The following is a 12,553-nucleotide window of genomic DNA, read 5'->3' on the forward strand; positions in this document are numbered from 1 at the left end:
TAGAAAAACATCCACTCCGCAAAGTTTGTAACTTTGTGCTAACAATAAAAAACCACTGCAATTGCAGTGGTTTTTGTGTTTTATAGAGCTACATTTTATTAAAGAAGTCTTTAATTTTTTTGTAGTAAGCATTTTGTCTATCAATTGATAACTCAAATTAGATAATATTTAAGAAGACTTTTTACAAGAAAAAGATCTAAAACCCCTCGAAAAAAGCGAGGCTTTTTTTCTATGCCTTTTTATAAACCCGTCCAGAATTTTTCTTTTTCTCCTTTTGCCTAGTAGTCCTAAAGATCCCGATAGAAAAAATAATGTATTGCCTATGGAATATATTAAGAAAGAGTCTTTTCCTAATCAGCCAAAACCTAAGGTAGACCCTATTAAACCTAAAATGGATGGGTATAAAAGCAACAAATGACAACCTTAAAAACGATAATATTATAATAAATAAATTTTAGATGAAAACGATATTTATAGTAATTCCATTATTTTGTTCGGTTGTCATAAAGTCTCCGGTTCCAAAGATGATAAAATGAAAAGGAGCATCCCGAGCAAGTTAAAGCCATTTCTTTGGCAGAAAATGAATGATTGAAATCTACGGTAAGAAAATTTACAATAGAAAACCTTTTGTGGCAAGAATGAAAAATGATAGCATTTGGATAGTGGAGGGTACTTTGCCTGAAGGACGGAGGTGTGCCCTATGCAGAAGTTAATATAAAAACAAACAAAGTTATGAATTGTGTCGCACGGAAAATAAATATGTTTTATAAAAGACAATAAGCTGTCCCGCGCTTCCAAATACTACATCGTTAATAAAAATAAAGGCTCCTCAAACCACTTTGTTTTATAACCGTACTAATTAAAAAGTAGTTATAGATCCCACAGATATTGATTTTGTAAAAAAGCATACAACCTTTAAATAATAAAAAACCAACTCATTGTTGGTTTTTTATTTTATATCGTGTAAGGAATGCTTCTTTTAATCCATACCAATACAGGCATCGAGCCTTATATAGCTTGCTTCTTTCATCTGAATAATCACTCAACCCATCCGCTGCTAGTGCTTATATTTCAATGATACTGCTTCCAAAAAAATTTCTTCAAACCATTTAATGCATCTTCCCAATACAAAAAAGGCTCTCCAACAGCATGGAAAGCCTTTTAACCTAATTCATATCAGAACTATTGCTTTATCAATTCAAAATATAAGCTTACCTCAACATCTTTGGCTACACCTGCACCTGTTGGATCGTACTTAATATGATAATCTAAGCGGTTAATCGTAAACTTCGTTTGAAAACCGAGGACCTCTTTCCCCTGATTTTTTGCTATTCCTCCATAGGTCACCGGAACGCTGATTTCTTTAGTTACATCCTTAATCGTAAGCTTTCCTTTCAGGGTATAGGTATTGTTTTTTTCTTTTGTTAAGGAAATACTCTCAAATTTCATCGACGGATACTTTTCCACATCGAAGAAATCCGCGCTCTTTAAATGCTTATCCCTCATTTCAACACCCGTGTTGATAGAATTAACGTCTACCGTAAAAACAAATTCCGCATTATCCAGGCTGGCTCCCGGGGTGGATACCTTACCCTCGAACGAATCAAATCTCCCCTGCACAAAGCTGATCCCCATATGCTTAATATTAAAATTAACAGACGAATGCATCGGATCCACCAGCCATCCTGTCTGTGCAAACCCGGCAATGCTTACTAAAGCGAACACAAATGTTAAGAAGAATTTTTTCATAATGATCTTTTTTAATTATTTATTTTATCAGGTAAAGGTAAAGCAAGAATAGCTTATAATTGTTGATCTATGTTAGTTTTCTGATCTTGCTGCCATAATTTTTGGATAAACCGTAACAAAAAGATAAATGATCAGATAAGCAATCAATGAATTTACATACAATAAAAAGCTGAACAGATTCTCACTTTCTCTTTCGAAAAAAAATAAAAAAGGATTGATTCCGGAAATAATCAGCACCAACACATACAGTATCTCAAACAAGACAGCAGCTCTCATTATCGAAGAATAATGTTTTTTAAAGATCAGTACGGTAATGATCCCTATTACTGAAATGATTAAACATTCAATCAGGATAAAGAACGGAAACATCCCAAAGTTTCCCCCGGAGACATCTGTCAGGGATAAGATCAGCACGCTGAATACAAAATTCAGGAATGACATTATGATAAACAGGCTTAAGCTTTTCAGTAAAATATTTTTCATAGCTGAAAATTAACTAAAATTCGAAAGAAAAATTCAAAAAAAATTTTGAACTTCGCAGTATGGCAAAACTTAAAACAGCATACTTCTGTCAGAACTGCGGAACCCAGTATTCCCAATGGATGGGGCAGTGTAAAAACTGCGGCCAGTGGAATACTTTAGTAGAGGAAATCATAGAAAAACCATCCCATAAAAATTTTCCCTCCTCCAGGAGCAAACAGCATGTTATCAACATCATCGAGGTCGAAACAAGTGAAGAACCACGTATCAAAACACCTTCAGAAGAGCTCAACAGGGTTCTGGGCGGCGGAATAGTATTAGGCTCTGTCACCTTAATCGGAGGTGAGCCCGGAATTGGCAAATCTACCCTTCTTTTGCAGCTTGCTCTGAAAATGAAGAAGAAGATCTTTTACGTTTCCGGAGAAGAAAGTGCTTCACAGATCAAAATGAGGGCAGACCGGTTGACCGATGTCCAAAATCCGAACTGTTTCCTTTATACCGAAACATCTTTGGAAAAGATCCTGCATGAAGCCAAAAATCTGGATCCCGATTTTATCATCATTGATTCAATTCAAACCTTACAATCCCAGCTCATTGAAAGCTCTCCCGGAACGGTTTCTCAGATCCGGGAATGCTCCAACGAGATCATCAAATACGCCAAAGAAAACAATACACCCGTTTTTCTCGTTGGCCACATCACCAAAGACGGGCAGATAGCAGGGCCAAAAGTACTGGAGCATATGGTGGATGTCGTTCTGAATTTCGATGGTGACCGGAACCACCTTTTCAGGCTGTTGAGGGCCAATAAGAACCGTTTCGGATCCACATCCGAGATCGGGATCTATGAAATGGTTTCCCAGGGATTGAAAGAGATCAAAAACCCTTCCGAGATCCTGATCACCAAAAAATTTGAAGAACTTTCAGGAAATTCCGTTGCCGTGACACTGGAAGGAAACCGCCCGATGTTGCTGGAAATCCAGGCATTGGTGAGCACTGCCGTTTACGGAACCCCGCAGAGGAGCTCTACCGGCTTTGATGCCAAGAGGCTGAACATGCTTCTGGCGGTCCTGGAGAAACGGGCCGGATTTCAGCTTGGGGCCAAAGATGTGTTCCTGAACATCACCGGCGGCATAAAAACAGACGATCCTGCCCTGGACCTGGCTGTGGTAGCCTCCATCCTTTCTTCCAATGAAGACATAGCCATTTCCGAACATTATTGCTTCGCGGGAGAAATAGGCCTGAGCGGGGAAATACGTCCTGTAGCACAGATAGAGCAGAGAATTTCAGAGGCCGAAAAACTTGGCTATGAAAAGATTTTCATTTCAAACCTTAATAAAATCTCCAGAAGAAAATTTGCGATAAAAATTGAGGAAGTGAGCAAAATCGAAGATTTTCACGAAAGGATATTTTGAGAATGGTGAATTATAATATGAGCCACACAGTCAATTTGAAACAGCCTATGTGGGTTATATCTTATAATTCATTAACTTTAAACTTTATTACCTGATGAATTATCTTGCTCATTCATTCCTTACTTTTTCGGACGGACAGATTGTAGGCCAGTTTCTGGAAGATTTTATCCGGAACAGGGACCGGTTTTCCTTCCCGAAAGATATCCAGGATGGAATTACCCTGCACAGGGCTATCGACACTTTTACAGATTCCCATCCGGCCATCCATGAGGCAAAAAAAGTTTTCAGCCCGCTGGTAAGACTATATGCCGGCGCTTTTGTAGATGTAAGCATGGATTATTTTGTTGCCAATGATCTTAGTCTAAATTCTCCCTCCGAATGGAAGGAACACTCACAAAGGGTATATAAGGTCCTTCATGCAAATGAGCAATGGCTTCCCGACAATTTCAAAAGGATGCTTGAGAAAATGGAAGAGGAAGACTGGCTTTACAATTACCGTGAAGAGCGGGGAATAAAGTTCAGCATGAAAAATGTTCTTTACAAGGCCAGACACCTGGACAAAGACATTCCTGTTTTTGAAGTGTTTCTCCAGCATAAAAATATACTCCGGCAATGCTATGATGATTTCTTCCCCGATTTAATGGCTCATGCAGCAGGGATAAACGCCCTTTTACAGCTGGAAAATTAGTTCTGCCGACCCTCGTGGCGGCTATCTAAAAACTCCCTGAAACACCTATCCCAAAAGGGCCGGCATTAATGTTCCAGGTAACTTTTCTTTTCAGCTCCTGCTCAATATTGTACTTCCTGTCTTCTTCATATTTCTCTTTTCTTTTAAGGAACTTATCGATTCCTTCCACTATGGCTATACTCATTACAGCACTCAGGGTGACATCTGTAAGCCAGTGGGCACCTTCAAGCAATCGGGATACAGGAACAATAGCTCCCGCGGCTAAAATACCGCCTTTTATCCAAGGACTTTTGAACTGTTTGGATAAAGCATAGGTAGTGGTTACCGCAAGCACGGTATGGCCTGATGGAAAAGATCTGTATTCAGCCGTTCCTCCGAAGGGCTTGAAATAATGTTTCCCTAATCCGGTTCCGGGCCTTGCCCTTCCGGTTAACGATTTTGATATCTGCTGAATGGCCCCGGTAGCACTGGCTGCCGTAATCATTAATACCCCTGTTCTCCTTAACTTTTCATTATGGGTCAAAAGCCCGGTCATATAAACAGCTCCCGTAATACCGTAATTGATCTGAGGGCTGCCGAAATACCACCCGAATTTTCTGAAAAAATTAGGCACATCTTCCCGGTTTCGGATAAAAAAGCGGCTGGCATCTTCATCCACAAGATAAATAAGCCCCACACCGGCAACGGTGGCCCCTACCCTCAGATAATCTGTCTTACCCCAAGAGAAAGGGCGGGCAAAAGCATTTCCGAAACCCCCAGCCATAGTAACAATATCATATTTGAAGTCGTTCCAGATTCTATTTTTTTTATGATGCCTTGCCCCAAGACTATCCTGTGAAACGGAATCTTCTTCCGAAGGCAGAGGTAATATTTCCTGTTTTACTATGCTAAGGCTATCCTCGGCCTGATCTGTAGCAATACTGTCCTGCTGGGCATATACTATTGCTGAAAACACTGTACTTAACACAGTGATTGTTTTTCTTATCCTTTCTTTCATATCCTCAGAAAATAAACTGCAAAAATACTAAATTGGCTGCTCTTTAAACAATCAGAAATTTTGATATAAATAACGGTCAGGATAGCTCAGTTTCCTGCTTTTCCTTTCTCCGTTCACTATAATATGGACAATATTGATCTGATCATCAAATAAATTATATAAAAAGCTCACCGCCGCCTCCACTTTCCTCGGATTATCCACCCGCTCGGATTCAAAAAAAACATTTACCGATTCATGGTCCTCTTCATACCCAAGATAGTTAACCTTTAAAAATCTATTATTGGTTTTAAGCTTAAAATATTCTGCACTGTACGCTTTTAAGGCTTCATTAAGCTGTGGCTGATATTTAGGGTCGTTGAAATGAAAAGGTTTTCCATACTTTTTATTGAGCCCGTTTTCAAGATCATCCAGAAAAAAACGACCTGTGATTTCAAAGGTCCCTGATTGGGTATTATAATGTATTTCCACAGAACCTACATGATAAGGATGCTTTATTTCGGTAAAAGAGAATGATAAAACAACCGGAAGAAGAAACAACCACAAATTCTTCATATATCCTGAAATTAAAATTTTGTTCCGAAATTAATCATTATTTTCGTAAGCTCTATATTTTACTTATAATGCAGGACTTTTTATTCTATTTAAAGCTGGGCTGGGAGCATATTATTTCTTTGGACGCCCTGGACCATCAGCTTTTTGTTCTGGCCTTAATCGCCGTGTATTCGTATAATGACCTGAAGAAGGTACTGATATTGGTAACTGCCTTTACGGTGGGCCACTCCATTACCCTGGCCCTTAGTGTTCTGAATATCGTCAGGGTATCATCAAAATGGGTAGAATTTCTCATTCCATTAACCATAGTGCTTACCGCACTGGATAATATTTTAATGAAAAACAAAAAACAGAGCCTGATGAAGGTAAACTACTATCTTGCTCTCTTTTTTGGCCTCATCCACGGGATGGGGTTTGCCAATACAGCCAGAGTAATGATTGCCGGAAACCAGAGCATTGCCGTCCCGCTTTTGGGTTTTAACATCGGTTTGGAGCTGGGGCAGATTGCTTTTGTCATCGCTATTTTAATATTATTGTTCATCTTGCTCAGGCTATTCAGGATCAACAAAAAAGACTGGAGCCTCTTTGTGTCTTCGGGAGTTTTTGCGTTATCCCTGAAAATGGCATTGGAAAGAATTCCTTTCTAAGACCTGAACATTTTCAACTTTCCAACTATTTATCATTATATTTACAGATTCTTAAACAATTTTCGGCTATGAAACTAAAAGTCATCGTACTTTCCGTATTCGCATATGTAGGAATATCTGCTCAGAATATACAGAACAACCCCGGAAGCAATCATGGGAATAAATTTGAACAATTAGGAACTATCCTCCCTACCCCCAATATTTACAGGACAGCCTCCGGAGCCCCGGGACAGGGCTATTGGCAGAACAGGGCCGACTATGAGATTTCTGCCTATCTTGATGAAGACAAAAGAAATTTAAGAGGTTCTGAAACCATTACCTACTACAATAATTCACCTGATGACCTGGATTACATATGGCTACAGCTGGATGAGAATCAGCAGTCAAGTATAAAGAAAGCCGATTTTCCATACTCTTCTACCCTTCCGAATGAAGCCAACGACCAGCAACTAAAAACTACAGAATTACCCGTAAAGGATAATGGATATGGCGTAAATCTTGAAAAAGTGACCGATGCTGCCGGCAATTCTTTGAAATATACGGTAAACAAGACGATGATGCGTATTGATCTGCCGAAAGCCCTGAAAAAAGGAGAAAAACTAGTTTTTAAAATAGACTGGAACTACAATATCCCGAACAGAATAAAAATGGGTGGCCGTGGCGGCTATGAAAACTTTCCTGAAGACGGAAACGACCTTTATACCATGACCCAATGGTACCCGAGAATGTGCGTCTACAGTGATTTTCACGGATGGCAGAATCATCAGTTTACAGGAAGAGGCGAATTTGCCCTGGTTTTCGGCAACTTCAAAGTTTCCATGAATGTTCCCGCCGATCATATCGTAGGCGCAACCGGAGAATGTAAAAACTATGAGCAGGTTTTATCTTCAGACCAGTTGACAAGGTACCGGAAAGCGCAGAGCGCCGGTGAACCTGTAGAGATCGTGACCTTGGATGAGGCCAAAAAAGCAGAAAAAAACCGTTCAAAACAAAGAAAAACATGGGTATTTGAAGCCCGTGATGTAAGGGATTTTGCCTGGACATCTTCAAGAAAATTCGTCTGGGACGGAATGAATGTTTTAATTCCTGAAAATAACAATAAGGTAATGGCCATGAGCTTTTATCCGAAAGAAGCTTACGGGCTGTACAGGAAATTCTCTACAAAAGCCGTTGCCCATACCATAAAAACCTATTCAGAATTTACCATTCCCTATCCATACCCCGTAGCACAATCCGTAGAGGCTGCCAACGGGATGGAATATCCTATGATCTGCTTTAATTTCGGGCGTACTGAGAAAGACGGAACCTATTCAGAAGGCACGAAAAATGGAATGATCGGGGTGATAATCCATGAGGTTGGCCATAATTTCTTCCCGATGATCATCAACTCGGATGAAAGACAATGGTCCTGGATGGACGAAGGCCTGAATACATTCGTGGAGTATCTTACTGAAGAAAGATGGGACAATAAATTCCCGTCAAAACGTGGTCCGGCATGGACAATTGTTGACTATATGAAGCTTCCGAAAGATCAGCTGGAACCAATCATGAGCAACTCTGAGAATATTATTCAGTTTGGTCCGAATGCCTACTCAAAGCCGGCCACAGGTTTGAATATCCTTCGTGAAACCATTATGGGAAGGGAGCTGTTCGATAAGGCGTTTAAAACCTATGCGAAAAGATGGGCTTTCAAGCACCCTGAGCCTGCTGATTTCTTCAGAACAATGGAAGATGCAAGCGGTGAAGATTTAGACTGGTTCTGGAGAGGCTGGTTTTACGGGACAGATCCGGTAGATATAGCCATTGATAAGGTAACTATTGCAACCCCGGACCTGAATACCACTCCAAGAGAAGCGAAGGATATCAGGTATAAGATTGACAAACCCCTGCAAAATGGTTTTGAAGACATTTCAAAGATCAGAAACAGGGAGGATAAGAACATTACTTTTTATGTAGATAATGATAAAGAGGTTCAGGATTTCTATTATCGTTATGACAGAGGCCAGGAAAAAGTCGACAACAATAAGGATTATACTTTCAAAACCGAGGGCACCCTGCCGTTGGATAATAAGGATAAGGAAAAATTCAAAAACATTACAGGCTATCAGATCGATTTCGTTAACAAAGGAGGATTGGTCATGCCGATTATTCTGGAATTTACCTTTGAGGACGGAACGAAGCTACATGACAAGTCTTCTGCACAGATCTGGAGGCATAATGAACAGAAGGTCTCAAAAACGTACTATTTTGATAAAAAATTGAAATCCGTTCAGCTGGATCCGATGAGGGAAACAGCAGATATTGACACATCCAATAATTTCTGGAGTAATGACGGAACCAGTGCTGAAAACTCAAAATTCCAATTATTCAAACAAAAACAGGAGAAAAATGTGAGAGGCGGATCAAACGGAAGAGTCAACCCGATGCAGGCCGCAGGAAAAAAATAACATGATCTATCAATAATAACTAAACATAAAAAGAATCACATTTTTATTGCTGTTCATAGGATCAGCCAACTTGTTTTTTGCCCAGTCTTTACAATTCTATACCGGGAAAAGAGATTTTTTACCCATTGAAATTCTTATGGAAGACGGAAGTGTTAAGAAAGGTTTTGCACAGGATTTTATGCTTCCGGATGTTGCTACTTTTCAATTCTTAGGAAAAAGTTTGAAAAATGCCAATTTAGACAGAAAGGAAGTAAAATTCAAATCGGCAAAAAGCGATACTGAAGTACAATTAATTCCTGTTTCAGATATTAAAAGCCTTATTTATACCAATGAAGATACACAGGAAACATTCCAATTAGACAAACGGCTCGTTAAAGAAATAAATAATGATCTGGAGATGGAGCCGGAAGGAAAAATATTAATGCTGCCTCTGATGGAGAAAGGGCTGATCAATCTCTATGGCTACAGAAGTATGATGTGTAAGGCAGATTTCGGGGATAACTTTTCATCAGGATTTAATGGAAATGAAGACAACTGCCAGCTGACCTATGTTATGATTTATTTAAGCAAACCAAACGACACTTTTGCCGTTGCACCGGTAGATTACAGCTCGCTCAGTCCTTTAGCTTTGCTGAATATGAAAACACTGTACAAAAAGTTCTATAAAGCTTACGAAATTGTAGGAGCTGACTGTCCGGAGTTTTTGAAAAAAGTGGATGAAGCAAGGCAAAATGAATACTTCTCCAATAAAACCTTTAAAGAAAATAAAAAAGAATCGGATATTGAAAGAAAAGCATTAATTAAAGGAAAAAAAGGTGCGGAAGCTTCAAGAATCAATATGAAATACAGAACAGAATTATACACAAAGATGTACAAAAAGCTGATTGATGATTATCAGCAGTCCTGTAAATAAAAGCTTAACAAGTCACCCCGCAGAATGGAGTGACTTTTTTTCTGCCAAATTTTCACAATCAAAAATAAAATTCTGCCAAAAATTTCCTTTCGGTCTCTTGGCACACAATTAGAGAATTCCAACGCAGAAATAATTAAAAAATAAATATATTATGTCAGTAAACTTTAAACCATTAGCAGACAGAGTTCTTGTAGAACCTATTGCTGCAGAAACTAAAACAGCTTCAGGTATTATTATCCCGGACACGGCTAAGGAAAAACCACAGGAAGGTACAGTAGTAGCAGTAGGCCCAGGCAAAAAAGATGAGCCTACAACGGTTAAGGTAGGTGACAAGGTTCTTTACGGAAAATATTCCGGTTCCGAATTGAAATTGGAAGGTAAAGATTACTTAATCGTAAAAGAGTCTGATTTATTGGGAATCATTGGATAAAAAGCAGTAAGCATTAAGCGACAAGCTATAGGCAATGAGAGATTATAAAAAGTATGACACCTGGAAAATTGCTCATGAACTTGTAAAAGAAATATATATTATTTCTGAAAACTTTCCAAAGTCTGAACTTTTTGGTCTGACATCTCAAATAAGAAGAGCATCGGTCTCCATTCCTACCAACATTGCCGAAGGTTGCGGAAGATCAACAGATAAAGAATTTGCAAGATTTATAGAAATAAGTATAGGTTCAGCAAATGAAACTGAATATTTACTTTTACTTTCCTGCGATTTAGGGTTCACTTCTGAAAACCAAATATTAGAGCTTAATACAAAACTGAATTTAACCAGACAAAAACTTATACAACTTAGAAAAAAATTATTAAATAATAATTAACCGCTTTAGGAAAAGCTTATCGCTTACAGCCTAAAGCTTAAAGCTAAACATTATGGCAAAAGAAATAAAATTCGATATCGAGTCAAGAGACGCTTTAAAAAGAGGTGTTGATGCATTGGCGAATGCAGTAAAGGTAACTTTAGGACCTAAAGGTAGAAATGTAGTTATTGAAAAATCTTTCGGTGCTCCTCACGTTACTAAAGACGGTGTTTCAGTAGCGAAAGAGATCGAACTTGAAGATAAGGTGGAAAATATGGGAGCTCAAATGGTAAAAGAGGTGGCTTCCAAAACCAATGATATTGCGGGAGACGGTACTACTACCGCTACTGTTCTGGCACAGGCCATCGTAAGAGAAGGACTTAAGAACGTAGCGGCAGGTGCTAACCCTATGGATCTTAAAAGAGGGATCGACAAAGCTGTAGCTACAGTGGTTGAAAACCTTAAATCCCAGTCTCAGGAAGTGGGAGATTCTTCAGAAAAAATCAAGCAGGTAGCTTCTATCTCTGCAAACAACGACGATACTATCGGTTCTTTAATCGCTGAAGCTTTCGGAAAAGTGGGTAAAGAAGGAGTAATCACTGTAGAAGAGGCTAAAGGTACTGATACAACGGTAGATGTTGTAGAAGGGATGCAGTTCGACAGAGGATATCAGTCACCTTATTTCGTGACTAACCCAGAGAAAATGTTAGCTGAGCTTGAAAACCCATATATCCTTTTAGTAGAGAAGAAGATCTCTTCCATGAAAGAATTGTTACCGGTTCTTGAGCCAATTGCACAAGGTGGTAAATCTTTATTAATCATTTCTGAAGAAGTTGAAGGTGAAGCTTTGGCTACTTTAGTGGTAAACAAATTAAGAGGTTCTCTTAAAATTGCTGCGGTAAAAGCTCCTGGATTCGGAGACAGAAGAAAAGCAATGTTAGAAGATATCGCGATCCTTACAGGCGGACAGGTGATCTCTGAAGAGCAAGGTTTCACGATGGAAAACATCTCTTTAGACATGCTTGGTACTGCTGAAAAAGTAACTATCGATAAGGATAACACTACGATCGTGAACGGTGGTGGTGACGACAGCAAGATCAAAGGCAGAGTAGCTCAGATCAAAGCTCAGATGGAAACGACAACGTCTGACTATGACAGAGAAAAACTTCAGGAAAGATTGGCTAAATTAGCCGGAGGGGTTGCCGTACTTTATGTAGGTGCCGCGTCTGAAGTGGAAATGAAAGAGAAAAAAGACAGAGTGGATGATGCATTACATGCTACAAGAGCAGCCGTAGAGGAAGGTATCGTAGCCGGTGGTGGTGTGGCTTTAGTAAGAGCCATCTCTTCATTAGATAACCTTTCAGGAACTAACGCTGACGAAACTACAGGTATCAAGATCGTGAAGAGAGCAATCGAAGAGCCATTAAGACAAATCGTTGCCAACGCAGGTGGTGAAGGTTCCGTAATCGTTGCTAAAGTAGCGGAAGGAAACGGAGACTTCGGATACAACGCTAAAACTGACGAGTACGTAAACATGCTTGAAGCAGGTATCATTGACCCAACTAAAGTAACAAGAGTTGCCCTTGAAAATGCAGCTTCTGTGGCAGGAATGCTTCTAACCACTGAATGTGTGATCACTGAAGTGAAAAAAGACGAGCCAGCCATGCCAATGGGTGGTGGAATGCCAGGAATGATGTAACAGTCAGCGACCGAGGCAAATAATATACTAACCGCTCTATTTTATAGGGCGGTTTTTTGGTTTTATTCACTGTTGAAAAAGAGAAAATCTTATTAACGTAAACCTATTATTATTTTTCAATTTCTTACTTTTTTTGTAAGTTAGCAAAAATGGAATATTAGTTTTA

General features: G+C 39.3%; 13 protein-coding genes. 9 read left to right on the forward strand and 4 right to left on the reverse strand.

Annotation, left to right across the window (positions count from 1 at the left end):
* Nucleotides 1-584 precede the first annotated feature (584 nt).
* Entirely contained in the window at nucleotides 585-713 is a 129-nt protein-coding gene (locus ABMQ40_RS10780; protein WP_370899428.1) for an NTF2 fold immunity protein, read from the forward strand.
* Nucleotides 714-1,182: 469 nt separating this feature from the next.
* Here ABMQ40_RS10780 and ABMQ40_RS10785 read toward each other — a convergent pair whose 3' ends face one another.
* Together ABMQ40_RS10785 and ABMQ40_RS10790 are read right to left on the reverse strand one after the other, a co-directional pair.
* Nucleotides 1,183-1,749, reverse strand: coding sequence for a YceI family protein (locus ABMQ40_RS10785; protein WP_370899430.1), 567 nt, complete (start codon nucleotides 1,747-1,749; stop codon nucleotides 1,183-1,185).
* A 72-nt stretch (nucleotides 1,750-1,821) separates the two neighbouring features.
* Nucleotides 1,822-2,232 carry a hypothetical protein gene (locus ABMQ40_RS10790; RefSeq protein WP_370899432.1) on the reverse strand — a complete coding sequence of 137 codons (411 nt, stop codon included), beginning with the start codon at nucleotides 2,230-2,232 and terminating at the stop codon, nucleotides 1,822-1,824.
* A gap of 59 nt (nucleotides 2,233-2,291) precedes the next feature.
* On the opposite strand from ABMQ40_RS10790, the gene radA reads away from it, so the two are divergent.
* Nucleotides 2,292-3,641: a DNA repair protein RadA gene (gene radA, locus ABMQ40_RS10795; RefSeq protein ID WP_370899434.1), complete on the forward strand. Its 1,350-nt coding sequence runs from the start codon at nucleotides 2,292-2,294 to the stop codon at nucleotides 3,639-3,641.
* Nucleotides 3,642-3,735: 94 nt separating this feature from the next.
* Nucleotides 3,736-4,329, forward strand: coding sequence for an acyl carrier protein phosphodiesterase (locus ABMQ40_RS10800; protein WP_370899436.1), 594 nt, complete (start codon nucleotides 3,736-3,738; stop codon nucleotides 4,327-4,329).
* A 25-nt stretch (nucleotides 4,330-4,354) separates the two neighbouring features.
* Here ABMQ40_RS10800 and ABMQ40_RS10805 read toward each other — a convergent pair whose 3' ends face one another.
* Nucleotides 4,355-5,296 carry a phosphatase PAP2 family protein gene (locus ABMQ40_RS10805; protein WP_370899438.1) on the reverse strand — a complete coding sequence of 314 codons (942 nt, stop codon included), beginning with the start codon at nucleotides 5,294-5,296 and terminating at the stop codon, nucleotides 4,355-4,357.
* 81 nt (nucleotides 5,297-5,377) lie between these two features.
* A complete protein-coding gene (locus tag ABMQ40_RS10810; RefSeq protein WP_370899440.1) occupies nucleotides 5,378-5,878 on the reverse strand; it encodes a DUF6702 family protein in 501 nt (166 codons plus the stop codon).
* A gap of 68 nt (nucleotides 5,879-5,946) precedes the next feature.
* On the opposite strand from ABMQ40_RS10810, the gene ABMQ40_RS10815 reads away from it, so the two are divergent.
* The 6 genes from ABMQ40_RS10815 (at nucleotide 5,947) to groL (ending at nucleotide 12,387) form a co-directional block, all read left to right on the forward strand.
* Nucleotides 5,947-6,525: a HupE/UreJ family protein gene (locus ABMQ40_RS10815; protein WP_370899442.1), complete on the forward strand. Its 579-nt coding sequence runs from the start codon at nucleotides 5,947-5,949 to the stop codon at nucleotides 6,523-6,525.
* Between the two features lie 68 nt (nucleotides 6,526-6,593).
* Complete coding sequence (locus ABMQ40_RS10820; RefSeq protein WP_370899444.1) at nucleotides 6,594-8,972, forward strand: M1 family metallopeptidase; 2,379 nt, start codon at nucleotides 6,594-6,596, stop codon at nucleotides 8,970-8,972.
* A 46-nt stretch (nucleotides 8,973-9,018) separates the two neighbouring features.
* The gene (locus ABMQ40_RS10825) at nucleotides 9,019-9,885 is read left to right on the forward strand and encodes a hypothetical protein (protein ID WP_370899446.1); all 867 of its coding nucleotides are present in this window, start codon (nucleotides 9,019-9,021) and stop codon (nucleotides 9,883-9,885) included.
* A 151-nt stretch (nucleotides 9,886-10,036) separates the two neighbouring features.
* On the forward strand, nucleotides 10,037-10,315 hold the full coding sequence (gene groES, locus ABMQ40_RS10830; RefSeq protein ID WP_370899448.1) for a co-chaperone GroES: 279 nt from the start codon (nucleotides 10,037-10,039) through the stop codon (nucleotides 10,313-10,315).
* A gap of 34 nt (nucleotides 10,316-10,349) precedes the next feature.
* On the forward strand, nucleotides 10,350-10,709 hold the full coding sequence (locus ABMQ40_RS10835; RefSeq protein ID WP_370899450.1) for a four helix bundle protein: 360 nt from the start codon (nucleotides 10,350-10,352) through the stop codon (nucleotides 10,707-10,709).
* A 52-nt stretch (nucleotides 10,710-10,761) separates the two neighbouring features.
* Nucleotides 10,762-12,387, forward strand: a complete 1,626-nt coding sequence (gene groL / locus ABMQ40_RS10840) for a chaperonin GroEL (RefSeq protein WP_370899452.1) — start codon at nucleotides 10,762-10,764, stop codon at nucleotides 12,385-12,387.
* The last annotated feature ends 166 nt before the right edge of the window (nucleotides 12,388-12,553 follow it).

The organism is Chryseobacterium gossypii, assembly GCF_041361455.1.
Lineage (GTDB): Bacteria > Bacteroidota > Bacteroidia > Flavobacteriales > Weeksellaceae > Chryseobacterium > Chryseobacterium gossypii.

What these genes read in the sequence shown, in the direction of transcription:
- ABMQ40_RS10780 (WP_370899428.1), top strand. Translation starts at nt 585, where the DNA reads ATGATTGAAATCTACGGTAAGAAAATTTACAATAGAAAACCTTTTGTG.
- ABMQ40_RS10785 (WP_370899430.1), bottom strand. Translation starts at nt 1,749, where the DNA reads ATGAAAAAATTCTTCTTAACATTTGTGTTCGCTTTAGTAAGCATTGCC.
- ABMQ40_RS10790 (WP_370899432.1), bottom strand. Translation starts at nt 2,232, where the DNA reads ATGAAAAATATTTTACTGAAAAGCTTAAGCCTGTTTATCATAATGTCA.
- radA (WP_370899434.1), top strand. Translation starts at nt 2,292, where the DNA reads ATGGCAAAACTTAAAACAGCATACTTCTGTCAGAACTGCGGAACCCAG.
- ABMQ40_RS10800 (WP_370899436.1), top strand. Translation starts at nt 3,736, where the DNA reads ATGAATTATCTTGCTCATTCATTCCTTACTTTTTCGGACGGACAGATT.
- ABMQ40_RS10810 (WP_370899440.1), bottom strand. Translation starts at nt 5,878, where the DNA reads ATGAAGAATTTGTGGTTGTTTCTTCTTCCGGTTGTTTTATCATTCTCT.
- ABMQ40_RS10815 (WP_370899442.1), top strand. Translation starts at nt 5,947, where the DNA reads ATGCAGGACTTTTTATTCTATTTAAAGCTGGGCTGGGAGCATATTATT.
- ABMQ40_RS10820 (WP_370899444.1), top strand. Translation starts at nt 6,594, where the DNA reads ATGAAACTAAAAGTCATCGTACTTTCCGTATTCGCATATGTAGGAATA.
- groES (WP_370899448.1), top strand. Translation starts at nt 10,037, where the DNA reads ATGTCAGTAAACTTTAAACCATTAGCAGACAGAGTTCTTGTAGAACCT.
- ABMQ40_RS10835 (WP_370899450.1), top strand. Translation starts at nt 10,350, where the DNA reads ATGAGAGATTATAAAAAGTATGACACCTGGAAAATTGCTCATGAACTT.
- groL (WP_370899452.1), top strand. Translation starts at nt 10,762, where the DNA reads ATGGCAAAAGAAATAAAATTCGATATCGAGTCAAGAGACGCTTTAAAA.